This is a genomic window from Embleya sp. NPDC005575, assembly GCF_040605455.1.
In the GTDB taxonomy this organism is placed as follows: Bacteria; Actinomycetota; Actinomycetes; order Streptomycetales; family Streptomycetaceae; genus Embleya.
On record NZ_JBEXCV010000036.1, the window covers coordinates 20,036 to 44,471 of the forward strand.

The 24,436-nt window shown below is 69.2% G+C and carries 20 protein-coding genes and 1 pseudogene; 7 read left to right on the plus strand and 14 right to left on the minus strand.

Annotated elements, in window-relative coordinates:
• Positions 1-427: 427 nt before the first annotated feature.
• Both ABZS54_RS15100 and ABZS54_RS15105 read left to right on the plus strand, forming a co-directional pair.
• A complete protein-coding gene (locus tag ABZS54_RS15100) occupies positions 428-727 on the plus strand; it encodes a hypothetical protein (protein WP_355534901.1) in 300 nt (99 codons plus the stop codon).
• Between the two features lie 959 nt (positions 728-1,686).
• Positions 1,687-2,874 (plus strand): Fic/DOC family N-terminal domain-containing protein, encoded by a 1,188-nt coding sequence (locus ABZS54_RS15105; RefSeq protein ID WP_355534903.1) that lies wholly within the window; start codon positions 1,687-1,689, stop codon positions 2,872-2,874.
• On the opposite strand, the gene ABZS54_RS15110 is transcribed toward ABZS54_RS15105, so the two are convergent.
• From ABZS54_RS15110 to ABZS54_RS15150, 9 genes are all read right to left on the minus strand, one after another.
• On the minus strand, positions 2,843-3,121 hold the full coding sequence (locus ABZS54_RS15110; RefSeq protein ID WP_355534905.1) for a hypothetical protein: 279 nt from the start codon (positions 3,119-3,121) through the stop codon (positions 2,843-2,845). The genes ABZS54_RS15105 and ABZS54_RS15110 overlap by 32 nt on opposite strands.
• A gap of 463 nt (positions 3,122-3,584) precedes the next feature.
• Positions 3,585-4,667 (minus strand): M48 family metalloprotease, encoded by a 1,083-nt coding sequence (locus ABZS54_RS15115; RefSeq protein WP_355534907.1) that lies wholly within the window; start codon positions 4,665-4,667, stop codon positions 3,585-3,587.
• A 380-nt stretch (positions 4,668-5,047) separates the two neighbouring features.
• Complete coding sequence (locus ABZS54_RS15120) at positions 5,048-5,575, minus strand: Pycsar system effector family protein (RefSeq protein ID WP_355534909.1); 528 nt, start codon at positions 5,573-5,575, stop codon at positions 5,048-5,050.
• A gap of 5 nt (positions 5,576-5,580) precedes the next feature.
• Entirely contained in the window at positions 5,581-6,801 is a 1,221-nt protein-coding gene (locus tag ABZS54_RS15125) for a PE-PGRS family protein (RefSeq protein ID WP_355534911.1), read from the minus strand.
• Between the two features lie 128 nt (positions 6,802-6,929).
• Positions 6,930-9,350 carry a hypothetical protein gene (locus tag ABZS54_RS15130; RefSeq protein ID WP_355534913.1) on the minus strand — a complete coding sequence of 807 codons (2,421 nt, stop codon included), beginning with the start codon at positions 9,348-9,350 and terminating at the stop codon, positions 6,930-6,932.
• Positions 9,310-10,230, minus strand: coding sequence for a hypothetical protein (locus ABZS54_RS15135; protein ID WP_355534915.1), 921 nt, complete (start codon positions 10,228-10,230; stop codon positions 9,310-9,312). The genes ABZS54_RS15130 and ABZS54_RS15135 overlap by 41 nt, the downstream gene beginning before the upstream one ends.
• Before the next feature lie 155 nt (positions 10,231-10,385).
• Positions 10,386-11,069, minus strand: coding sequence for a Crp/Fnr family transcriptional regulator (locus tag ABZS54_RS15140; RefSeq protein ID WP_355534917.1), 684 nt, complete (start codon positions 11,067-11,069; stop codon positions 10,386-10,388).
• A gap of 213 nt (positions 11,070-11,282) precedes the next feature.
• Complete coding sequence (locus ABZS54_RS15145; RefSeq protein WP_355534919.1) at positions 11,283-11,603, minus strand: hypothetical protein; 321 nt, start codon at positions 11,601-11,603, stop codon at positions 11,283-11,285.
• Positions 11,604-11,807: 204 nt separating this feature from the next.
• The gene (locus tag ABZS54_RS15150) at positions 11,808-12,515 is read right to left on the minus strand and encodes an IclR family transcriptional regulator (RefSeq protein ID WP_355534921.1); all 708 of its coding nucleotides are present in this window, start codon (positions 12,513-12,515) and stop codon (positions 11,808-11,810) included.
• A gap of 65 nt (positions 12,516-12,580) precedes the next feature.
• On the opposite strand from ABZS54_RS15150, the gene ABZS54_RS15155 reads away from it, so the two are divergent.
• The 4 genes from ABZS54_RS15155 to ABZS54_RS15170 all read left to right on the plus strand — a co-directional run bounded on the left by ABZS54_RS15155 (position 12,581) and on the right by ABZS54_RS15170 (position 16,196).
• Positions 12,581-13,825 carry a phytanoyl-CoA dioxygenase family protein gene (locus ABZS54_RS15155; RefSeq protein ID WP_355534923.1) on the plus strand — a complete coding sequence of 415 codons (1,245 nt, stop codon included), beginning with the start codon at positions 12,581-12,583 and terminating at the stop codon, positions 13,823-13,825.
• 210 nt (positions 13,826-14,035) lie between these two features.
• Positions 14,036-14,476 (plus strand): hypothetical protein, encoded by a 441-nt coding sequence (locus ABZS54_RS15160; RefSeq protein WP_355534925.1) that lies wholly within the window; start codon positions 14,036-14,038, stop codon positions 14,474-14,476.
• An 86-nt stretch (positions 14,477-14,562) separates the two neighbouring features.
• Positions 14,563-14,868: a response regulator transcription factor gene (locus ABZS54_RS15165; RefSeq protein ID WP_355534927.1), complete on the plus strand. Its 306-nt coding sequence runs from the start codon at positions 14,563-14,565 to the stop codon at positions 14,866-14,868.
• A gap of 278 nt (positions 14,869-15,146) precedes the next feature.
• The gene (locus ABZS54_RS15170) at positions 15,147-16,196 is read left to right on the plus strand and encodes a porin PorA family protein (RefSeq protein ID WP_355534929.1); all 1,050 of its coding nucleotides are present in this window, start codon (positions 15,147-15,149) and stop codon (positions 16,194-16,196) included.
• A 1,205-nt stretch (positions 16,197-17,401) separates the two neighbouring features.
• Here ABZS54_RS15170 and ABZS54_RS15175 read toward each other — a convergent pair.
• Together ABZS54_RS15175 and ABZS54_RS15180 are read right to left on the minus strand one after the other, a co-directional pair.
• A complete protein-coding gene (locus ABZS54_RS15175) occupies positions 17,402-18,694 on the minus strand; it encodes a helix-turn-helix domain-containing protein (RefSeq protein ID WP_355534931.1) in 1,293 nt (430 codons plus the stop codon).
• A gap of 172 nt (positions 18,695-18,866) precedes the next feature.
• On the minus strand, positions 18,867-19,517 hold the full coding sequence (locus tag ABZS54_RS15180) for an NAD(P)H-dependent oxidoreductase (protein ID WP_355534933.1): 651 nt from the start codon (positions 19,515-19,517) through the stop codon (positions 18,867-18,869).
• 138 nt (positions 19,518-19,655) lie between these two features.
• Between ABZS54_RS15180 and ABZS54_RS15185 the strand changes: the two genes are divergently transcribed.
• Entirely contained in the window at positions 19,656-20,171 is a 516-nt protein-coding gene (locus tag ABZS54_RS15185) for a MarR family winged helix-turn-helix transcriptional regulator (RefSeq protein ID WP_355534935.1), read from the plus strand.
• A 177-nt stretch (positions 20,172-20,348) separates the two neighbouring features.
• On the opposite strand, the gene ABZS54_RS15190 is transcribed toward ABZS54_RS15185, so the two are convergent.
• From ABZS54_RS15190 to ABZS54_RS15200, 3 genes and pseudogenes are all read right to left on the minus strand, one after another.
• Positions 20,349-22,631 (minus strand): serine/threonine-protein kinase, encoded by a 2,283-nt coding sequence (locus ABZS54_RS15190; RefSeq protein WP_355534937.1) that lies wholly within the window; start codon positions 22,629-22,631, stop codon positions 20,349-20,351.
• 372 nt (positions 22,632-23,003) lie between these two features.
• Positions 23,004-23,653: pseudogene (locus tag ABZS54_RS15195) on the minus strand (response regulator transcription factor).
• Positions 23,653-24,414 (minus strand): histidine kinase, encoded by a 762-nt coding sequence (locus ABZS54_RS15200; protein WP_355534967.1) that lies wholly within the window; start codon positions 24,412-24,414, stop codon positions 23,653-23,655. Before ABZS54_RS15200 ends, ABZS54_RS15195 begins: the two are co-directional and overlap by 1 nt.
• Between the last annotated feature and the right edge of the window lie 22 nt (positions 24,415-24,436).

Sequence of the window (24,436 nt, forward strand, 5' to 3'; positions counted from 1 at the left end):
CGGAGTTGCCTTGGGGGCAGACGACGTGCCCTTCTCGAGAGAGAAGCCGCGTCGTGTGCACGGCCGAGGGTCAGGCAATGGACATGGCTTGGGTGAAGCATCCGAGTGTGTTGCGGGGCGGCGCCGTGACCGTGGCACTGGTGGCGGCGGTGTTGTGTCGCCGCTGTTCGAGATGGTCCCCGGCATGCTGCTGCCCGGCGACGGTGTGATCAGCGCGCCCCAGACCGTCGGGCTCACCCTCCCCCGGGACACTGTCCAGCGCGGGCGGCGTCGAGTGGCGCGCAACGGCCAGAATTCTGGCCGATCCCGAGCTGGCCACGGGGCTCACCGGGCCGCTGCAGGACGAGGACCACGGTGAGGCCCTCGCACCTTGAGTCCGAAACGCGGTGACGATGTCCCGCCGCCGTCCATCGGTGACGAGTGGAGATTGCGCTTCGCCACTACCGATGCCGCCAAGGGCTGGAGTGATCTCTGCACCGAGGCGGCAGCCAATTCCCGTCGCTGCTTCGAGTCCCTCCGCACCGACCCACTTTCTACACGCGACCCCGATCGGCAACACCGCTTGCGCGGTCGTCTCGCCACCCGCGTCCTGGGCGGCCGAGAGCTGCCGCAATGGGAATTCGAAGTGACCGCTGGTGGCCGCGTGCGCTATCTCGTGGATGAGATCGGACGAACCGTCCACCTCGTGTACGCCTCCACCCGGCATCCGAAAGACACCGATGCCTGAGGCTCGCACGGCGGGTCACGGTGTTCGCGGCACGGCCCAGGCAGTGGCCGAGCGACCTCTTGGCGATCGACGTTGTCAACGAGTACGCGCGTGCGCGCCATCACGCATGACGAGGAATCCGGCCGAGCACGTCCACGACGTTCGCCGGCAGGCAGAATCCCCGCAGCCCGCATGTCGGCTTCAGCCGGTCCATGCACTGCGGCTGCTCGAATCCGCGACTTGGCCGCCTTCGCCGACCGGATACGAGCCTCGTCACATGAAGGCGACTGCCTTCGGCTGGTCTCAGTTCTGGTCTCATTCACCTGCGTTCATCATGGTCCGCAAACCGGAAGAGCCCGAGCTCCGCGGCAGGTCAGGACGCTGACGAGTCACGATGAACCCCCGGACAAGGACTTGGAAAGCGTGTTGGGTTCACCCCCTCACGAGTTCGAATCTCGTATCCTCCGCCAGCCTGAACAGGCAAAACGTCAGCCCGGACCATCTACGTGGTCCGGGCTGACGTCGTTGTGGTTGCAGTTCTGGTTGCATTTACATCGGTCATTTAAGACAAAAAGACATCGCGCTACGCCCTGAAGGTCAGCCATGAATCAGACTGTTGGCAGACCCTTGCCATGCTCAGTTCATGCCTCAGGGTCCGCCGGTCACCTTGGAAGACCTACGCGACACACTGCGGGCGCGCGCCCTGGGCAACCCCAGGCGAGCCAAGCCGACCACCCGTGGGCCAGGGACGACAAGGATCTTGCACGCTCTCCAGCGTGGCCCGAGGGTAGGTGGTTCAGGGGCAGGCGGAACGCTGCAAGCCTCGCCTTCCAGGTAGCTCCAGGCGACCAACCGCACCCCCTGAGTCACAGGGCGGCCGGCTGCGACTATAGATCTAGCGCCCAGTTTGATAGTAGATCGCGATCTGCTATCAATTGAGCCCAGGCATCTATAGCAGGCTCGCAGTCAGGAGGCGGAGCATGCGACCTGAACTGTTCGAGGGCTCCCCCGCAGGGCAGCTCATCCCCATCAGCGGCCATGACGCACAACAGCGCCCATGGCAGCACTGGGCCTTCCTTCCGAGCCCCCTGCCCTCCACGCCGCACCTCTCGCAGCGCACATACAAGCTGGCCGGCGACGCTCAGATGGCCATCGGGCGCCTTGACTTTGCTGTCCGCAGGCTGCCTGAGCCCGCGCTGCTCGTGCGGCCCGCTCTGCGCCGCGAGGCGATCAGCACGTCAGCGCTGGAGGGCACATACGCCCCGGTCGAGGAAGTGTTCGAAGCCGAGTTCGTGGATGCGCAGCAGCAGAGTGCCGCGACCCGAGAAATCCTCAACTACGTCCGCGCTGCGGAGCGCGGACTTGAACTGATCGAGAAGAAGCCGATCTGCCTGACCCTGATCGCCGAATTGCAGGCCATCCTTGTCAAGGGGACTCGCGGTGACAGCTACGACGCAGGTCGGCTTCGTCAACGACAGGTCTACATCGGCGAGCAATACGGAGGAATCGAGCAAGCCCGCTTCGTACCTCCTCCTCACGGCAGCCATCTGGAAAACGGCGTGAGCGACTGGGAAAAATGGATCAACGCCGAGGATGACATTCCGCTGATCGCCAAGACCGCGTTGGCCCACTACCAATTTGAGACGCTTCACCCGTTCAGCGATGGCAACGGTCGCCTGGGGCGTCTGATCGTCGTGCTCATGCTTACCACCGCCGGTGCCCTCCACTACCCGGTACTCAACGTCTCTCCCTGGCTGGAGCGCCACCGAGAGCAATACAAGGATCTACTCCTACATGTCAGTCAAACCGGTGATTTCGACGATTGGACGCAATTCTTCTGCCAGGCGGTAATCGATCAGGCAGCCGATACGGTCGCTCGCATCGAGGACCTTCTGACGTTCAGAGAAAGGGTTCAAAGCCGGTTGCGCACGGCGAAGGTCAAAGGCGTGGCGCTCAGCATCGCAGACGAGCTTATCGGCTATCCCTTCATCAGCCCCACTCAAGCTGCCAATCGACACTCCGTGACATATGCGGCGGCCAATACGGCGGTGAGCAAGCTGGTAGAACACGGCCTCCTGCGCGAGATCACCGGACGCTCGTACGGTCGGCTTTTCGCCTGCGACGAAGTCATAACCATCATCCTTGCGGATGGCCCCGCTGCGAGCTGAGACCCGAACCCTCGGACGGCAGCGACGCGCGAGGAACGACGTCACCAGCAGCAGTTGAACCAACCCGCTGAGCGATGGTCCCGTCCAGCACGCCGCCGGCCTGATTCGCCCGCAGGCCGTTGGGGACGTGCTGATAGCGCTTGGCCATGGCGGTGCTCGACCAGCCCATAATCTCGACAGCCGCGCGCTCGGGCCCGCCCGGGATGGGCAGGATCGTCCTGGCCGCATGGAGCCCGTCGTCCAGCAACCGGGCACTCCCGCGGCAGAACGCGCCCTGCCGGGCCGTTGGCCCGGTGTCCCTATGGTTCTCACACGAGGACGAAAATGAGCGTTTGAGCGACCACTGCGGCGACGTTAGGCCGGCGGCGAAGGTAGCTCCTGCTCGCATGAGAGCAGCGGGGTGGGTGGCGCCATCGAGACGGGCGAGCGCGCCCGCACGCCCAGCCAGCCTGACAGCTTGGTTGCAGTTCTGGTTGCATTCAGCGCCGTTCGAGGGCGTCCGTCGAGCACTCAACCGGGCGCGGCACCGCAGGTCAGGACGCTGACGGGGCCCGCCGAACGGGCAGGTGATCCCTTGGAAAGCGTGTTGGGTTCACACCCTCACGAGTTCGAATCTCGTATCCTCCGCCAGCCTTGGCAGGCACAACGTCGGCCCCGGCCGGCGATCCGGACGTCCGACTCACCGGTGGGGGCTGACGTCGTCCTGAACGTCACCGCTCCAGGGGGCGAACGCCCCGCTGTAGGTGCCGAAGGCGTGCCGCGTAGTCCGCGTGGGGTCCCTTCACCATGGCGTGTGCGTTGCTCGCCTTCGACCGCGGCGCGTGCGTTGGGCTCAGCCACGGACGGGGTGTCTGCCGCGTGGTTCGGTTCCGGTGTTCCTGAGCGAGCACTGCCATGAGCTCGGCGCCGAATCCGAGACCGCACGCGTAGTCGTCCGCCCGGGCTTCGGCACGGCGGTGTAGCCATGAGACGAGCAGTGGGGCGACCGCCACGAGCAGCACCAGCCACCACATCCCCAGCGTGAAGGCCAGCGTGTAGAGGATCAGCACGAGCAGCAAGGAAAGACAACCGCCCCAGGCGACGCCGTACCGGTTCCTTGAGGACATGAGCTTGGACAGACCGGCGATGATCCACCGCCCCAACGTCCGGGCCGGGAGCGCGTACCAGTCGGCGAGCATCCCGGCCCAGGTGTGGCCGCCGACGTGGTGACCCAACTCGTGGGCGAGGATCGCGGCCAGTTGGGAATTGGGCAACCGGTCCATCGCGTGTCGGGTCACGCCCACGATGTGACCCGCCGCCGCAGTGGCGTTGAGTTCCGCACGCTCTTGAATCCACAGCTCGTAGGTCTCTTGCCGCACACCCGCCCTGCGCGTCACCTCCCCCCATACTTCATTCAGCCGCCGCGCGTCCGCCGGGCCCGGACGACGCATGCCCATGAAATGCCGGGCGATGGCCGCCTCTGTGCGCCGATGGAAGACCAGGGGGCCGGACAACAGCCAGGCAACCATCATGACCAGCCCGAGGATCGGACTGATCACGGCGAATACGGCCACCACGACAAACAGGCTGACCAACGCGGTCGGCAGGGTCACCACGAGTTGCCAGAGCGCGGCCCGGTCGACGCCACGCTGACGCGCTTTAAGGTGTCTGCGTCCCGACAACAACGCCAAGTCGTCCTGCTCGGGGCGAATTTCAGGGCTGATCTCGGGGCTGATCTCGGGGCTGATCTCGACGCGCGATGGGAGCTGCGGCGATACCTCGACGTTCGAGGTCGGCGTACCGGTGGCCGACACGAGGGGAGTGCTCGGCGCCACCCGGCCGACCGCGGCGGGTCGCGGTACCGACCGCACCGCACGTGGTGCCAAAATCGGTCCGGGGTACTGCGGGGGCAAGTCGGCCTCCACCGGGACCGCCATGACCGGGTACTCGGGCGGCTCATCCGCCTCGGCCCCGGAGCCGGGGCATACGGGCGGCAACTCAGGGTAGGCGGGTGCGATGCCGTCCCCGGCAGGCGGACGCACAGCGCTTGGGTAGGGCGGCGGTCCGGCTCCCGGAGGGGTGCGTGGGACCCCGGCGTTCGGGCCTCGCTCCGGGAAGGCGTCCGGCTCGTACGCAGACATAGCGGTAGATCTCCTGGGGATCGTCCTGGAGTCCGAAAAGGTCGTGCCGTCGACTACGCGGCAAGGAGAGAACCCGGCAGCAGGATCAGTGCAGCCACGAAACAGGCCGTGCCGACCCGCAGCGATTGGTACTTGCCGGCAACGATCCGGCTGTTCTCCGTGAGCGCGATAAGAATCGTGGCCTCGGGGGCGCGCTCGGTGTCCCGCAGGGCCGTCTCCAGCGCCGTGGGCCCGCGGCCGGCAGCACTCCGGATGTCGGCGAAGTGGGTGATGGGCATTCCTGGCCGCCACTCGCGCGCCCCGTATCGCGGGGTCACCGCCATCAACAGCGCGGACAGCGAGACCAGGATGCACGCCGCGCCGGTCCACCACAACGACTGCCCGAGCGCGGTCAGCACACCGGGATGCCAGCCATGCGCGCTGAGCACACCGACGAGCACGGCCGCGACCATGCCATGGGCACCGACCAGCACGGAGCTCTTGGTGTCCGCCCTGGCCGCCTCCTGCCGGAGGTCCTTCAGGAGTCGCTCGCCGGTACGCAGATCGAAGGGCCGCGCGGGAGAAGCCGGCTCCGGTCCCATGGCGGTCATGGGACCGGCGGCGGAGTCGGGACCCGATAGCCGAACACGGCGCCCGCGTCCGGCGGCGGTGCGGCATCGCCGGTGTCGAAGGCGGCCTTCACCGGATCGGCCGTGACCGGCTCGCCCTCCGCCGGCTCGGCCCCTGCAGTCCCAGGCGGCGCCTCCTCCACGACGGGCGCCCCTCCGGGCGCCATGGGCCCGAGTCTCGCGCTCAGAACCTCCCTGATGACGTTCGCCGCCAGCCTGCGCGGCTCGTCCAACTGGTGTTCCTCCAACCCGCCGGGGCCGCCGCCGAGCGCTTGCAGCGCGACCTGCAATTGGGCTTGCATGGCGTTGAGTTGATCCTGCCGGAGGTTCTCCATGACCAGACGCGCGTCCTCCGGATGCTGCGCGAGTTGGAACGCCATCGCGCTCGGCCCGCCCCGCTCCAGGTAGTGGGCGTAGTACCGGATCTTTTGGGCCTCGATCGCCTGACGTTCCAGTTCCTGCTCGCCGCGGACCAACTCCCGCTTGTGATCGAGGTTCTGGTTCTGCAGCTCGATCAGATGCCGGTGTCGGCCCTGGGCGAGCGCACGCTCCGCCGCCAGCTCCTCCTCCCGCATCATCAGCGTGTGCTGCGGATCGAGCGTCTGCCGGGCGAACTCGATCTCGCGCAGTTTCCGAGCATGCTCCAGGGCGGCCTCGTCCCGGCGGACCTGGATTCCGCACCGCACGCGCAGTCCGGCCGCCGTGCCCAGCGGACCGGCCGCGACCAGCACACCCTGTGCGTCCTTCTCCGCGACGGCACTGTCCTCCATCGCGTACGCGCGCAGCACGGGCCTGATGAGACCGTCGACGAGCCGCTGCACCATGGCTGGGACATCGCGTTCGCCACTGGCGACGAAGGCCGCCGGGTCCGCGACCTGCCAGTCGCAACCCACGGTGACCTCGAAGGGGAAGGCGTCGTTGCTGCTGGGCAGCGTGAGCACGGCCCGAGCCTCGTGCAGGCCCACCTCAACCGCGTACACGCTGGTCCACCGGCGGGTGGCAACCTCGGCGCGGCTCGGGCGGTTGGGCGGCAGGAAGGTGTCCAGACCTCCCTTGGCGGTGGTGAAAACCAGAGCGTAGTCAATTCTGGTGGTGCGCAGCGGTCTGAAGCGCGACAGCTCCTGAATGGTGACAACCGGATCGACGATTTTCGTGTCCCGGTTCGCGTTCTGTTCCCACTGTGGGGGCGGGTTCATCATGCGTTGGCTCTCCTTGAGAGGGTCCGGACGGCAGGAATGGGTGCGGGTTCGCCGCATCGGCCAGGAACCGCGTCGAACCGGCGCGGGCGGATCAGCACCGGTCCCGGCAGGCGTTGTGTCGGCTGCGCCTATGGCGTCGGGCCGGAGGACGGCCGCGCCGAGGGTCCCGGCACCCGCAGAGTCGCCCGCAGCCGTTGCGCGACAGCCGGCGGGAACTGCTCGGTCTCGCCGTCGCGGAGGTTGTCCACGAGATATACGAGTCGTTTCGCGTCCTCGGCCGAGACGACCAGCATGGGGAGCAACTCCGCGAGGGCGCGTTCGGCATCCGGGTCGAGGTCGGCGGCCCGAATCCATCGGCGCATGGCCTCGAGGCCGGACGCGGAGGCCATCGGGTCGTTGAGGACGCTGCGCCACAGGGCGGCGAGGGACTGTCGCAGGAAGGCACCCGGGGTCGCCGGCGTGCTCTTCGCACGAGCGAAAAGGTCGAGCAAGAGCGGGCGTCCGGTGTCAGGCGCGCCGTCCGTGGGACCACAGGCGTGGATGACCGTGTGAAGGACGAACTTCCGCGTCGCGCCCTCGCGTGTCAACGGCACCAGTCTGGGCCACAGCACAGTCGCGATGTCCGCTCCGGCACCCGCGCCGCAGCCGCCCATGTCCTCAGTGCTCCGCTCGCCGTCGTCTTGCCCGATGTCCCCCGGCACGGCAGCGTGCCGGTCCGCGGCAAGCAGCAATGTCGCGGTGGACTGGGCGATCTCGTCGATTTCCTCGGGCCACGCACGAGCCGGACCGCTGCCTCGTGTCTCCAGGGCGCGCACCGCCTCGATCAGCGCCGTGACGGCCTGCTCGGGAAAGGTCTCGCCCACAAGTGCATAGGTGCGTACGGCCGTCCGGCGCATGTGGTGATCGGGCGCGGTGCACCACTCCCGAAGAATGCGGGGCACGTGCGGGGCATTCAGGTGGTGGGCGAGGGCGAGCGCGTTCGCGGCGGCGAGCCGGGCGCGAAATCGCCGGTCGGCGGCCCAGGGCTGGATGAGCAGGGCCATGGTCGAAGGAAGATCCGCCTGGGCGAGTACGGCGGTCGTGGAGGCGGCACGGTTACGAACGAGCGGACGGGGATCGAATGCCAGCCTCCGCAGCCACGCGACCACGGCGGGACGTGCCGACGGATGTCCGGTCCAGACCTCGCGGAGCAAGGTGATGGCGGTGAGTCGGTCCCGGAACTGAATCTTTGTCTGCAGGACCGGCCCCCACTCGGTTACCTCGGCCTCCTGGTACCGGTCCGCCTGAGCGAGTTCGACACGCTGGGCGCTGGAGGTACCGAAGACGGGGATACGGGCCGGCTCGTCGGGATTCTCGATCCGCTGCAAGAGTCCGAACAAGACGTCGCTCAGCTCGGCGGTCAGCGGGTAGGGGGCCTCGTCGAAGGCGGCCAGGGCAATGAGGAACGCCTTGTCGTGCAAGGTCTGATCCGTGCCGTCGAACCACCGTCGCACCTGCCGTTCGGCGGCGTAGTGGCCGAACATGGCGAGGCCGTCCAGCGAAAGAGCGCCACAGGCGTGTTGGGCGATTCGGTCGGCGAAGCGGGCCAGTTCGGCCACGGGGCGCCGGTGCGCGAGCACCGACTGAACCGCGGGCAGGGCGAACAGCTCCTCGATCGCGCGTCCGCCCAGATCCTTGTGACGTAAGTGTCCGCGCAGGATCTGATCGGGTTCGGGCGGCTGCCACGACACGCAGTCGACGCCTTGGACCACCGGGTGAGGCCCGACCACGATGACGAGGTGGCTGTCGGTGGCGTGCAGTTTCTCGCTCAGAGCGCGCAAGTGGTGTTCACGCAGAGGCCGTTCGGCGCTGGTGGCCAAGTCGGCAAGCAAGTGCCCACAACGCTGGCGGAGTTCCCCTGCGTAGCGCCCGTGCGGGAGCGCGGGATCCAGCGCCCGATACGTGGCCGATCCGGCGGCACGCAGCAGCATGAGAGCGGCGGTGCGGCGACCGGTCGTCGCCGGGCCGGAGATGACCGCGACCCGCTGCCGCCGGAGCCGGTCGAGTGCACAGCCGAAGGGACTGTCGGGTTGCCATGTGCCGTCGGCCTCGCTGCGGGCGGCCGACAACCGGCCGGGCTCCTCGTCCTGCGGACCCGCCGGATGGACGAAGTGCAGGGCGAGTGCCTCGACTTCGGCGATGGGGATCTCGCCGGACGTCTCTTCGCCGTCGCCGCCGAGGTGGTATTCGATCTTGCTGCCGCCGAGGATGACGTCGCCGGTGACATAGCCGCCGCTTACCCCGTGCTGATCCCCGCCGACGAGCGAGCCGCCCAGCTGCGCGGAGCGGCCCAGCATGATGCCGGGGCTATGCCGGTACAGGTCGCGCCATGAGTCCCACGCGTGCTCGCCGCCGGCGTCGGCCTCGTCGTCGTGATCAAGCTGCTCCGGACTGGCGGGCGTCCCCGGCTCACCGGGCGTCAGGACGGGTTCCGACGGCGTGGATTCTCGGCCCAGTCCCGCCGCGCCCTCATCGCGTACGGGAGCCTGTGCTCCCTGTGCAGGACTCACGACGACGTCCTGCCGGCGTCGGCGTAGGAAGTCGGGGCTCCGTCGGTGACGAAGCCGCCGAGGACGACATCACCGGTAACCTGACCGCCGCTGACTCCGTGCTGGTCGCCGCCGACGACGGAGCCGTGCACCTCGGGGGCCCATGAAAATGGAACACCGCCCCGGCAGGCCGCTCTTGAGCCTGCACCCGGGCGTCGCCTGCCGTGCCCGCTCCTTCCGCGCCCGCCGCCGCGTGCGAGGCGTACCGAGCTTGAGCAGGTTGACTCGGATCCACCGTCTCGGGAACACCCGACGATCCGTGCCGGCTGTGCAGCCACGCGCAGAGCACGCCGTCCTTCACCTCCACGTCAATACGTTGGAAGAGTTCCGGCCGAACCCCTCGGTAGCCGTGCCGCACCACGCCTTCGTAGACCTGCGTACTGACCATCAGCACGCACTCCTCGTCCGTCCGTTCGGCCAACGCGTCGCGCAGCGCGTCCGAGTCGAGCAGCCGACATGCCTGGTTCAGATCGTGCCCGACGATCCCGCCGACGGTGCCGGCCTGAGGGTCGTGGGTGATCTCGCCGGCGGCCAGCACCATCCGCAGCCGCATCTGCGCACTACGCGAGGCGAGGCGGTTGTGGTCGTGCAGCAACTCGGGGGTGAGCGTCAGGAGGGAACGCAGGACCGCAGTCTTGGCCACATCGGCGCCGAGCAGCACGATCATGCCGTCGCCGCGGTCCTCGCGGTACTGGAGGGTCGCCTCCACACCGGCAGCCACCAGTGTCTGGTCGACGATCGCGTTCAGGCTTCGCCGTAGGACGGCTTGCACGACGTCGTCACGACGACTGAACTGCTCGGTGTCGAACAGCAAAATGGTCCGGTTTACAGGCTCGCCCATGGCTGCCTTTCGCTGGAGGAACGGGCCCGCAAGGCCCGGCTGGACACCCACGACGGTGTCAGAGGAGACGCTTGCGAGGCGATGGAAACCGGCACTCTCGAAATGTGACCGCCTGCACAGAACGGGACCTGCGGTCCGTGTGGGCGTGTGTCCGCTCAGACAGCCCCATGGCGGGCCATCCTCCGCAGCGCCTCCGGCCTGATGACCACGAGGCCGCGGCGCTCGGTGCGAACGATTCCGCGCTCCCGTAGGTCTTTCAACAAACGTGCGACCGCTTCCCGGGACGCGCCCACGGAACCCGCCAACTCACTCTGGGTAAGCCCGGGCGTGAGTCGCACCCCACCCTGGGAGTCCTGCCCATCACTGCGCATCAGCTCCAGGAGGAGGAGCGCGAGTCGTTCCTGCACGTTCATGGCCGCGTACTGCACACGTCGATGGTCGCTGTCGCGGGTCCTGTCTGCGGTCAACGCCAGCAACTTCTTGGTGATGCTCGGCCGTTCGTCGAGAAGAGCGCCGAACCGATCTGTGTCGACGGCCAACGCCTCCACCTGCCCCAAAGCCGTGACGGTCGCCGACCGATGCCGTCCGCTGACCGCCGCGCCGTCTCCGATGATGTCGCCGGGCCCGCGCAGTGCCAGCAGCGCCTCGTAGCCGTTCGCCGCAGCCGAGGTGACCTTCGTCCAACCAGAGAGCAGGATCAACACGTGTGCCGATGGCTCGTGTTGGCGCAGAAGCACCTGACGTGCCGGGAAGACCAGTCGAGTTCCGCACGCGAAGAGCGCCTGCCGATCCTCGGACTCCAGTCGGACCACGAACGGGACCCGATCCTCGAACTCCATCGACTGCCTCTCGTCACCGCGTTCGCCCCCGACCCGCCCCGACGTACCCTTCGCGGCGGCGCCGCATCCGACTCGGCTGGCATCCTGCCAGGAACCGAGCAACCTGTCGGACGGAATCGGCTGACGAGACCGTGGAGACACGTACGGGCAGCACGCAATCGCCAAGGCCACGACTGGTCGACGCGTACCAGCGGCTCCCCTACGTGGGAAGCATCACGGCTCAGTCGTCGCTTCCGGCGCCCGGGCGGTCGTACCGTACGCACCCTCAGCAGCCTGGAACTCGACCCGCCCCACCTGGAAGGCCGCGACTACCTGCGCCTGCTGCCCCAAGTCGCGCACCTTGCCCAGATCCGCTCCGGACGCCCCGACGTCGCCTCCGCCCAAGCCCGTGTCCTCACCTTGCTGCACGACCGGCTCGACGGCACGGTCATCAGCGACGCCGACGAACGCCTCGCCCTCATCGTCCAAATGCGGGTCGCCGTCCTCGCTGACCGGGCTCGCCGCATCGAAGACCACCCCCACACCGATATCCACCCGGACCACGAGCGGTTCGTCGAGCTGACCACGGACATGCTCGCGGCAGCCCTCGGCACGCCGTCCCGACCAAGCCCAGCCGCCCTCGCGGCGACACGCTCGACGCCCACTGATCCGCTACGGAACCCCCGTCCCAATCCGTGGGTGCGCGTGGGCGCACGGCATCAAGCACCTGCACCACCTGCACCATGTTCTCCGCGGGCATCAACGTCCATCCCAGTCATCAGCGAGCCGCGCCACCAGCTCACCGTGGTGCGGCATCTGCTCTCTACCGAAGCGTGTCGAGGGCCCGACCACCACGAGCGCGGCGATCGGCACGCCGTCGGCACCACACAGCGCCGCACCGACGGCGCGAGTGCCGTCGGCCACCTCGTTGTCGTTCAGACCCCAGCCACGGTCTCGGGTGGCCTGAAGGGCCTCCTCGGTGAGTTCGGGATCGACGCGACGCCAGGCCGGCAAGTGCTCCGCGGGCAGCCGGGCCGCGATCGCACGCAACGCCGAGCTCGACTTCGCCGGCATCTCCGAGCCGACGGTGATCGAGACGCGCAGCGTGTGACTGCTTTCGACGACACCGGCGATCAAGAGCCGATTGCCCTCCGGGACCACCAGCATCGCGGTCTCCCCGGTCGCGTCACGAGCAGCCTCCATCAACGGGCGGGCGCTCTCGGCGAGCGACGCCGAGGAGGACTCGCGCAGCACCGCGAGCAGTCCGGGAGCGAGGTACCAGCGACCGTCCACGGTGCGCTGCAGCCACCCCGCGGCGTTGAGGGTTACCGCGAGCCGATGAGCAGCACTCTTGTCAATCCCGGTGATCCGCGCGAGATCGCTGACTCCGGTCGGCTGCTGCCGGGCCACCTCCTCGAGAAGCCGGCACGCGTTCCTTACCGACTGGATTTCCTTGACCGAGGACACTCAGCTCTCCTAGCATCACCATGAAACACAATCATGTTACATAGTAACACGACAGGAGCGTCACCATGGGCGCCGACACCACCGGCACCGGCCTTCCCTGGGTCGAGGCGATCGCGGATTCCCTTCCCCGCCACTCGTTCAGCGAGTTCCACACCGTCCACCTCCCCGCGCTCGACACCAAGCACCGCGACCTCGTCATCGACGACCTCGGCGGCGTGCCGCCGCTGGCGTTCCGCGTCCCCGACGGCCGCGCCTACACGTGGATCGCGGGTCCAGAGGGGGTCAAGGCCGTCGAGGGCGACGCGGGCGCGGCCACCGTGATCGAACTCGACGAGCTCACTTTCTCCGAGTACGTCAACGAGCTCCTGACCGCCACCGGCTGTGTGCGGACCGAGCGCGCGGAGGTCGTCCGCGGCACCCTGCAGGACTGGAAGCGGTGGGAGCCGGCCACCCGGGCCCTGCTGACGGGGCGGGCCATCTACACCAACGCCGTCCGGGAGACCCTGGTCGACCGCGACGGCAACCCGCTGGACCTGCACCGCAGCTTCCCGGCCGACGGCAGCCGTGAGGAGATGCGGCACTTCCTCGACACCGCGGGCTTCCTGCACGTCAAGGGCGTCTATGCCGAGGCCGAGGTTGCACGGTTGGGTGCAGAGGTCGAGCACGTGCGTTCCCGGACCACTCCGGGTGACCGCTTCTCGTGGTGGTCGCTCAACGCCGACGGTGAAGAGGTGGTCACCCGGATCAACTACCTCGGCCGCTACTCCGAGGCACTCCAGGAGCTGTGCTTCGAGCCCCGCATGACCGAGCTCGCCCACCTGGCCAACCCCGAGTTCCGTGTCTGTGACGACCGCCTCGACGGCCCGATGGTGTTCATCAAGTCCTCCGACATTGTCAAGGGCGACGGGAACCTGGGCTGGCACACCGACGACGGCATCGGTGGCCACCCCGCCCTGTGCCCGTTGATCCAGGCCGGTATCCAACTCGACTACGCCAACCCCGCCAACGGGCAGCTCATGGTCCTGGCCGGCTCCCACCGCTACGCCAACCACTGGCTGAAGTGGGGCGAGGAGGGCGACCTGCCCGTGGTCAAGATCGAGACCGAGCCCGGCGACCTCACCCTGCACTTCGGCGACATCATGCACAGCACCCCGCCGCCGACCGGCCCCAGCGCCGGCCGCCGCGCGCTGTACTACAAGTTCTCCGAGGAGAAGACCTTCGAGTGGGTGCCGTCCGGCTGCCACTACAACGACGCCCTCTTCCACGCCGACAAAGCCGGAAAGATCTCCGCCCGCGCCGCCACTCAATAGGTACGTGTGTCCCTCCGCGAGCATCAGCCCGGGGCTGTACGTCTCAGGCGGTGCCATCGGGTACCGGGTGCCGAGGACCGTCCTCCACTCCGGCAACTCGTCGACGACCTCCTCACCGGCACGCAACGCCCCAGGAGCGCTGAACTCGCTGCCGGGTCAGATGGTCGGGGCGCGCGAGCAGGCTGCCGGACAGAACGGAGGATGCAAGAAATGAGCGAGGTCACCCGGCTGTGGGCCCAATACGAGATCCCGGTCTGGGACGCCGTCTACTACGCCGACGGCCACGCGTTCGATCTGGACCAGGACTCGTCCGCCCCAGCGGGACTGCGAATCTCCGAGATGTTCGACGTTGTCGAGGCCCTCGACGAGGAGCCCGAGGAAACGACCGCGTTCGGCACCTTCCAGGTTGCCGACCTCGACGCGGGCCAGGGCTACTTGTGCTGCGGTGAGTGCTCGTACCACGGGTCCGCCGGATGGTTCGCACGTCTGGACGCGGCTCGGCGACTGGTGTGGGTGGTCCATCTGGGCCTGTCCAACCCGTTCAACGAGATCGAGGTCAAGGGCAACAAGGCCACCTTCCGATCGACCAACGGCCACGCGGTCGCCGTGGACATCCGAAGCCCCGAGTTTCGGCTGGTCAGCCCGACGTAGGACCCTTCCCCGAAAACCGCAGTCGGCCACCGAGGGAAGGGCGGCGCCCCAATCGGTGAACTCGTATCCTCCGTCGGCAGAAGGCCGTGCTCGGCGACGCGCTGATCTCCCCCTCCATCACGCTGCGCCTGCTCCGCAATCTCGCCTCGACCCGTACGACGCCCGTCGCCCGACGCGCCCAGCCGCTCTCGGCCCGCGAGACGGAGGTGATCCGGGCCATCGCGAGGGGTCGCACCAACCAGGAGATCGCCGCCGCCCTCTTCATCACCCTGAGCACCGTCAAGAGCCACCTGGCGACCATCCAGAACAAACTCGGCGTCCGCAACCGCGTCGAGATCGCCGCCTGGGCCTGGGAGAGCCGCCTCATGGACTCCGCCGGAGAAGGTGCCTGAGATCCTGCCGCGGTCTCGGTTCCGGTCGCATTCATCGTCGTCCAGGCCGGTTCAATCGCCTACCCGGCGACTGGAGAGGCACAGGTCGGAAGGTGGATGAACGCCGCAGGACAACGCTGCGCGGCGGGTGGCCTGCCGACAGGGCCCCATCGCTCGGAACCCTGTCGGTGGTGTCGTCACCCGGATGGCTGTCGGCGGGCGCGGCGGCTGGGCGTCTCGGGAACACTGGGCTCAGCCGGGAGCCTGATCATGGACCTAGTTCAGTGGGAGAGCGGATCATGCGGACGAACATGGTGCTCCGCAGCGTCGGCGTCGTGGTGGGTCTGGTCCTGATCGCCTGCGCGTTCGTGCTCGCGTACGTCATCACGCCGGACTATGTGGTCCGACTGCCCGACGACACCAACACCAAGCGCTCCTACACCGGCAGCTTCGGGACCCTGCTCGACGCCCAGGAGGTGGCGAAGGGCAACCTGGTGACAGCCGTCAAGCGGGACGTCCCCCTGGCCGTCGAGCGGACCGTGAAGGTCGAGGAGACCTCGGGCAACACGGCTCTGGTCAGCGACACCCGGACGACGAGCGCCGCAGGCAACCAGGTCGAGAAGACTGATTGGAAGTACGCCGTCAACCGCAAGACGCTGGAGCCGGTCACCGGCCATCCGGCGGACTGGACGGTGGTCGACGCCCAAGGCCTGACGGTGAGTTGGCCGCTCGGTGCGAAGAAGCGCACGTACACCGGCTGGCGGCCGGAGACCGGGAGCACGACGCCGCTGACGTACGTGCGTACGGCGAGCAAGTCGGGCCTGAGCACGTACGTGTACGAGGCGAAGCTGGCGCCCACCCGGATCACCGACTCCCAGGTGCTCGCCGGTCTGCCGGCGGCCGTCCCGCGGACGACCCTGGCACTGGTCGCCCAGCTGGGGACCCTTCCGGCCACGGCCAAGCAGCAACTGGCCGCGCTGCTCCCGACGTTGGGCGACCCGGTGCCGCTCTCCTACACGCTGGCGAGTGGCGACACGTTCTGGATCGAACCCGAGACCGGCATTGTGATCGACACACAGCGGTCCCAGCAGCGCGTGGCCGGGGTCGTCGATCCGAGCAGCGGCGCCTTCCTCCCACTGCTGCCGGTCTCCGACGTCTCCTACCAGCAGACCCCCAAGTCCGTGAAGGCCGCCGCGAACGACGCCCGTGACGGCCACGACGTCATCATGCTCGTCGGTACCATCGTGCCCATCGTGGTGGGCGTGGTCGGAGCGCTACTGATTGCCGCGGCGCTGCTCATCCGACGTCGTCGACCCCGCAGCACCACCGCACTCGCTGCGGATGCCTGACACCCACCAAAACGCCGTGACCTGTTCGGCAACGCACGCCGAACCGGGCTTGCCATCCGCGAGACCGGTCGGCGCAAGGGTTGCACCGGGCCGCATTCGGCGATGCGGCGACACCCGGCAGACCCTGGGCACCCCGGCCGAGCGAAGCCGATCGCCCGTGGGCCGGGGACGCCAAGGGGCGTCGTGCAGGCGGCTCTCTCGCGAACCTTGGCGTCCCGGAGCAGTTCGCCGGCGTTGAGCACCCAACCCCGCGCGAGGAAATCCTCGCGTGGTGGGGCGAAGACATCGATGAGCGTGTGCGGGCCTGCGCCCACGGCGCGGGTGGTGTGCACGACGGTCGGCGGGATCAGTGTCATCGAGGGACTACCGACCTGGACGTGCTCATCCTCGCGCCACTCACTCATCCGGGGGGTCCACGGGACCCCCAGGTGATGGGCGTGGTTCCCGACGAGGGTCACCGACATCTGCTCGAAGTCCCCGTGGGAATGCGGCGAGAGCCGTTCGGTGTCACGTGGCCCCTCGTGCACCGGAAACCAGTTCACCATCAGCGACGTCGTCCGGAAGATCCGGCCGAGGCGTCCCTCCTCGTCGGGTATGTCGCGCAAGCGATGTATCCGGATCCCGTTGCCACCGGCGGTCATGATGGGCTCCGGTAGCGGTGCGGCCCGCAGGTCGACCCCGGCGGCGTGGTTGACGGCCCGCCTCATCTGCTCGTCGCAACGTGCGGTGAACACCCGCGCCACCGTGGTCGACGACGTCGCATGCACAGCGCTGGTGCCGGCCGGTACGACGACGAGTGCAGGCTCGGACAGGGACACAGGTGCCCGGTTGTCGTGCTCCACGCCCACCACCGCGTCGTCCTGGACGAGCAGCACGTACTCGTCGGGCAGGTCGTGCTCGGCGAGGCGGTCACCCGCTTCGAGCTCGGTGATCGCGACCACGAAGTTCCGGCCGCACACCGACCACGTCCGGCTGCCACCGGCAGAGACCAGGTCCGGATCACGCTCCGAAGTCTCGTCGACGACGGAGGTTCCTACGATTGCAGCGATGGCCATCAAACCTCTCCCGTTCCTGCCGCGAGGACGACATGGGCTTCCTGCCGGGCCGGCCGGGGCGACAATCGCGAGTTTCCGAGTGCACCGATCGACCGAGCCGGAGCATCGGCGCCGTGCACCGGCCGCCGTCGGCCGTGGGCGAGGATCGTGCTACGCCAGCACGGACACCGTGCCCCGGATGCCGAACAGCGACTTCCCGTAGATCTCGGCGGCCACCTCGGGGTTGAGGACGGCGTGCCGGCTCCCGGTCTCGATGTCGCGCCAGATGCGCTGCAGTGGGTTGGCTTCGCCGAAGCTCGAAGCCCCCTGGGCCGAGCACACGATGCGGACCGCCTCACGCGCGTGGACCGCCGCCATCCCCGCGTCCATCCGCATCCGGGCCCGGGCGTCGTAATCGGGGAACACCCCGGCCCGCGCGGCCTCGTCGATGTCGGCGGCCGCGCGGTAGGCGTGCAGCTGGGCAAAGTCGGCGAGCGACGCCGCGTTCGCGGCGGCGAGTTGGATGGTGGGTGCGTCGGCCTGGGAGGCATAGCCCGTCATCGTCAACGCTCGCCGCGGGGCCTTCTCCGCAAGGAGATCGACAGCGGCCGCGGCCAGTCCGAGCTGGGGCCCGGTCAACACGAGCGCGGCGGCCGGCACGAACGGTGCCCGGTAGAGCGCCTCGTCGGTGAATGGTGTGGCGTAGCGGCCCTCGACGGCGTCGGGGACGGAGTGGAAGCGGTGCGCGGGCACGAACAGGTCCTCGCCGACGAGCGTGTTCGACGCGGTCCCGCGCATGCCCGCCACGAACCAGGTGTCCTCGATGGTCAGTTCCGACATTGGCGCGAGCACGATGCCGACGGAGTCCGAGGTGCCCTCGGCGTCCGGCCGGGTGACCCCGAGGACCGCCCAGTCGGCGTAGGCGCACCCGGAGGTCGGGGCCCAGCGCCCGCTCACCCGGTACCCGCCTTCGACAACGCGCGCGGTACCCGAGGGGGTGACGACGCCGGCGACTCGGGCGTCGGGGGTGTCGGCCCAGACGTCGTCCTGGGCTTGTGCGGGGAAGAGACCGACGAACCACGCATTGGCATTGAGCAGTGCGGTCACCCAGGCGGTGGAGCCGCAGGCACGCCCGACCTCGCGGCCGACCTCCAACAGGGTGCGGTAGTCGGTCTGCAGACCGCCGTAACGGGCGGGCTGCATCAACGACAGCAGGCCGGCTTCGGCCAGGGCGCCGATGTTCTCCGCGGGCACTCCGCGCTCGCGGTCGGCGGTGTGGAGGGCGAAGCGGCGGTCGGCGAGGTCGTGTCCCAGCACCTCTTGGGCGCGCTTGACGCGGTAGGTCACGGTCCCTCTGGCCACGTGCAGGCGTCGGGCGACATCCACGAGGCTGCGCTCGGCGCCGATGTAGTAATACAGCGTGAACAGCTCGCGGGAGATCGCCGTGACCTCATCGACCGCCACCTCCGGGTCGACCAGCTCGGGTAGGCGCGCAGCGTCTCCCGAGCGCTCGCGTCAGGGCTGACATCAGGCGAACCACGGTGGAGATACCACCTCCGGAACCGACGCCCGCGCTCGCCGCGCGGGGTGGGCGCGGCGTCGTCGTTGGGCAGGCTCGTCAAGCCGACCGTGAACGTCAACCGGCGGCAAGGGCTTTGCCGGCGGTGGTGGCGGCCTCGTGGGCGGCCTTCTTCAGCTGGGCGCCGAGTTCGGCGAACCGGTCGAGCTCGGGCTTGATGCCGACGAGGGTGAATTCACGCTCGACGACGGTGAGGTCTGCGCCCCAGGCGTCGGTGAGGACGCGGCGCAGGAACGGGGTGCTGTGGTCCCAGCCCTCCTTCGGGGTGCCCTTGGAGTAGTTGCCGCCACGGGTGGTCAGCAGGACGACCGGCTTGCCCTCGAGGATGCGGTCACCGGAGTTGCCCCCGGCGACGACGGCCCCGGCGATGACCAGGTCGATCCAGTTCTTCACGTGGGCGGACACACCCCAGTTGTAGAGGGGGAACGCGAGGACGACGGCGTCGGCCGAGACCAGTTCGTCGTAGAGCTCCTCGGCCAGGGCACCGGCCGCCTTCTGGGCGTCGCTGCGCTGGTCCTCGGGTGTGTTGTGCGCGGCGTCCACGGTGATCGCCCACGCGTCCGGGGGCAGCGGGTCGGTACCCAGATGGCGGGTCACGACCTTCTCGTCCGGGCGCTCGGCGGCCCACTCGGCCAGGACCAGGTCCGCCAGCTCTTGGCTGGCCGAGATCGGGCCGAGGATGCTCGCGTCGATACGCAAGAGGGTCATGGGGAAACTCCCTGGAGCTCGTCCTGTCGTGAGCGCACACAGACCTCCCGGCCCGGCACGAGTCGCGGATTGAACGTTCAACCCGCAGCTCAATGATGCCACGATTGAGTTGAAGGTTCAATCCACTAGGGTGGAGGCGTGAGTGACGACGCACCCTGGCTGACCCGGCCGCAGCTCTACGCATGGATGCAACTGACAGGCGCGATCACGCAGCTGCCTGCGGTGATCGACACCCAGCTGCGCCGCGACTCGGGCTTGAACTTCTTCGAGTATTCGATCCTGGCCGGCCTGTCCGGCGCCCCGCACCGGGCGATGCAGATGGCCACGCTGGCGCAGATGGCCAACGGCTCCCAGTCGCGCCTGTCACACGCGGTCAGCCGACTCGAGAAAGCCGGCTGGGTCGAGCGGCGCAACTGCTCGGAGGGCTCCCGCTCGGTCGAGGCCGTCCTCACCGACGCCGGCTACGAGAAGATCGTCGAGGCCGCTCCGTTCCATGTGCGCGAGGTCCGGCGCATGGTCGTCGACGCCCTGACCGACGAGGAACTGGCCCAGTTGCGCAACGCCCTGCGCAAGATCCTGCTGGTGGCCTCGCCCGAGACGGTCCGGTTCCTCGACGAGACTTTCGCCGAAAGCGCGCACGTCCCACCGGAGTGAGGCGGGTGAGCCCACGGACGTCGTTCGGAGCGCCCCGACCGCCATGCGATCGGGGCGTTCGTCGTCATCGGGTCCTGGAGGCCGGGAGGGGTGTCGGTCCCGGGGCGGATGGGTCAGAGGTCCAGGACGAGGCGCGGGGAGCGGGCTCGGGATACGCAGGTCGCCTGCGGGTCGGTGTTACGGGATGCGCCATTGCTGGTATTTGTTCCCGGGTGTGCAGTCGACGACCGACAGCGGCTTGCCCGAGCCGTTGTTGGTCAGGCAGTTCTGGCCCGCGTAGTCCTTGATGTAGACCGCGCCCGAGGTGGGAGCTTCGACCAGTCTCCAGTTGGTGGAGTAGGTGTATCCGACGGCGAGTTCGGGGCGGGCGGAATTCCCGTACGGCTGGCCTATTGCCGGGCCGCTCAAACTGCAGGTGTGGAAGGTGTCCCAGGTGGAGACCGAGTGCACCCAGCCGTACTGGGAGTTGCCGTCCATGATCAGTCCCTTGCCCTGGGTGGGGCTGTCGGCGGCGAGGCCGATCCTGCGTCCGTCGGCGACGCTGGTAATGGCGCCCCAGCGGTCGCCGCCGCAACCCTGCGGGGTGTTCTGGGCCGGGGGTGGGGTGGACGCGGGCGGCTTCGATTGTGTGCCGCCGCTGCCGCCGCCGGGTGAGCCGCCTGCCCCAGCGGACGCGGAGCCGTTCGCGCCACCACCGTTCGCGCCACCGGCGTTGGTACCGCCGGGAGGGGGAACCGGGCCGCCCGCGCTGCCGCCGACTTGGGCGGTGCCGGGGGATTGGCTTGCGCCGGCGTTCGTGCTCGGGGTGCCCGTGGCGGCTGTCGGAGGGGGCGCCGAGCCCAGGCCCGGATCGGCCGATGCGGCTGAGGGGGTCCACCTCTCGGTTGCGGTCGGTTGTGCGTTCGGTGCGTTGCGGTCCGCATCGGATCGGCCGGTGGGGGGCTGCACGAACACGACCGTGGCGACGACTCCGGCTATGACGCCCAGAACCAGTAAGACGGCGGCTATGCCGTGCCGCTTCCAGGCGCGAGTGCTCGCGGGCGGTGGTGTTGTGTCGCGCGGAACGGAGGTCGACTCCGGCGGGGTCGAGGAGGGCGCGGGGACGGCGACGGGAACTGCCGCGGAAGCAGTAGCGGATCCGGGCGCGGCGGCAGAAGCGGGAGCGGAAGCAGGTACGGCGGCGGGCGGCGGAGCGTCCGTAGCGACTGACGCGGCGGCCGGGGCCGATGCCTCGGGCGCGCCGGGAACGTGGTCGGCTGCGGATTCCGACACCGACCCGCCCGGTGCCGCCGCCTTGTCGAGGTCGGCTCCGCCCGAAGCCGGATCGAGGCCACCCGCGCTGCCTGCTGCTGCGCCTACGCCGGCCGCGTCGCTCGCTACCGCGTCACCGGCGTCCGCGTCGGCGTCCGCGTCGGCGTCGACCGCACCCGTGCCATCGGAAGCGACACAGCCCGAGACCGCAACCCCGGCGTCGGCGCCGAGGTCGGCCCCGGCACACCCGTCGGCCGCCCCCGCCGTACCCGAATTCGCCTCACCCGCCCCCGCGTCCCCGCCCACCGCGCCCGCGACGGCAACCGCCGTCACCGCGGTCACCGCGGTCTCCGGCGTACCCGCCACCGCCCCGCGCGCCGCCGCGCGAGCCACGTCCGCCATCTCGGCCGCGTCGGCGTAGCGGTCTTCCGGCTCCTTCGCCAGCGCCTTCGCCACCAAGGCGCGGACCGCCTCGGGGAAGTCCGCCGGGAGTTCGGGCGCCGGCTCCCGAATGTGCTTGAGCAGCACCTCGAATACCGCGTCACCGGCGAACAACGCTTCCCCGGTCAGGAGTTCGTAGCACAGCACGCCGATCGCGTACTGGTCGGAAGCCGGCACCGCGCCGCTGCCGCGGGCCTGCTCCGGGGCGATGTACCGAGCCGTCCCGAGCACCGCGTGTGAAGCGGTGAGCTTGGTCTCGGCCGTGGAGTGGGCGATGCCGAAGTCGGTGACGGTCACCCGGTCGTCGGTGCCGATCATCAGGTTCGACGGCTTGACGTCGCGGTGCACGATGCCCCGCAGATGTGCCGCGTGCAGCGCGTCCAACGCCTGGGCGACGATGCCGAGCGCCCGGCCGGTGGGCATGGCCGCGCCGTCGCCATCGTCTTCACCGTCCGCCATGACCGCGTCCAACGGCCGTCCGGCGACGAGTTCCATCACGATGTACGCGACGCGCGGCTCCGACCCGCTCTCGCCGTAGTCGTGCACGTCGACGATGCCGGGGTGGTCGAGCGCGGCGAGCACCTTGGCCTCGCGCCGGAAGCGCTCGGCGAATTTGACGTCGGCCAGCAGCGCGGGCAACAGGATCTTGACCGCGACCTGCCGTTCGAGTACGCCGTCGTCCGCGCGCCACACCTCGCCCATGGCGCCGCCGCCCAGCCGCTCGGCCAGCGTGTACCGGCCGCCCAGCACCGTGCCCAAACCCCACATGCCCCGCTCCCCCGTAGGCTCCCGAGTTTCCGCCCGTCGGCGACGTGCGCTCCGCCGAGGGCGTCGGGGCGCCAAGGCCCCGAACTACCCGTGGCAGGCGATCATTTCATCGCACGGTACCGACCGAGTCCGCCGGGAGTCCCTCACCCGCTCGGCCCGCTTGCCGATACCGAACCCCGAACGGGTTCCGCGGCCCCGAACCCGCGCCGAAACCGCGTCGGCCAGTCCCCGACTCGGCGGTTTGCATCGGGATCACCAGGGTCGACATCCACGTCGCAGCAGCCGGTCACGCGGGCCCAAGCCAAACCCCGAGCCCGAGCCCGATCGCAAGCCCAAGCCCTCGATCGCCCCCGCGCCCCCTCCCCGAAACGCTCAGGTCGTCGTGGTGCGGAGCCAGGTCAACACCGCCAAAACTCGGCGGTGGGCGTCAGGGGACGGCGGGAGGGTCAGTTTTTCGAAGATGGCCGAGATGTGCTTCTCGACGGTGCCCGGGGTCAGCGACAGGATCCGGCCGATGGCGCTGTTGCGGTGGCCCTCGGCCATCAGACCGAGGACTTGGCGTTCGCGTGGGGTCAGGGCGGCCAGCGGGTCGTGGCGGTGGCGGTGGGTGAACAGGGCGGAGACGACTTCCGAGTCGAGGACGGTGCCGCCGGCCGCGACTCGGGTCAGGGCGTCGGAGAGGTCGTCCAGGCGCGAGACGCGGTCCTTGAGCAGGTAGCCGACACCACCGCCGTCGGCGAGCAGATCCTCCGCGTAGGCCTCCTCCACGTACTGGGACAGGACCAGGATGGCGGTGCCGGGTACTTCGCGGCGGATCCGCAGGGCCGCGCGCAGGCCCTCGTCGGTGAAGGTCGGCGGCATCCTGCGTCGACCACGGCGACATCCGGGCGATGCGCGGTAACCGCCTCGACCAGCGCGGGACCGTCGCCGACCGCCGCCACCACCTCGGCGCCGATCTCCTCGAGCAACCGCACCAGGCCCTCCCGCAACAGCAGCGAGTCCTCGGCCAACACCACCCGCATCAATGCTCCCCCACACCGCCCAACGGAACCTCGGCGGTGAGCGTGGTCGGCCCGCCCACCGGGCTGTCCACGTCCAGCCTGCCCTCGACCGCGGCCAGCCGATCGATCAGGCCGGCCAGACCGTGCCCCTTGCCGGGATGCGCCCCGCCGCACCCGTCGTCCCATACCCGTACGAACAGCGCCCGTTCGTCCACGCTCACGGACACCGTGCAGTGCTCGGCCCGGGCGTGCTTGGCGACGTTGGTCAGTGCCTCGGCGACCACGAAGTACGCCGTGTTCTCCACCGCCGCGGCGAACCGTCGCCCACGAGGCAGATCGGTGGTCGGCTCGACCGGGATCGGACGACGCGCCGCCGCCGCGGTCAGCGCCGGGGCCAGGCCCCGGTCGGCCAGGATCGGCGGGGCGATCCCCCGGGAGAGGGCGCGCAGTTCGGACAACGCCTCGTGGCTCTGCGAGATCATCTCGGCCACCAGCGGCCTCGCCCGATCCGGATCGTCGTCCAGCCGACGCGCCACCGTCTCCAGGTCCATGGTCAGCCGTACCAGCCGCTGCTGTGGACCGTCGTGCAGATCCCGTTCCAGCCGGCGCAGCGTCTGCGCCTCGGCCGCGACCGCGCTGCGCCCCCATACCGATCGACCGCCCGCAAGCCCGCCACGAGGGCCGAACCGGTCGAACGGCCAAGCCGATACGCCCCCGGACGTGTTCTTCTCAACAGGTCGCCGCCTCGATCGACCGGCGCGGCGATCGGCGCCCCGGCCGATCGGCGCTCAACCGATCGCCGCC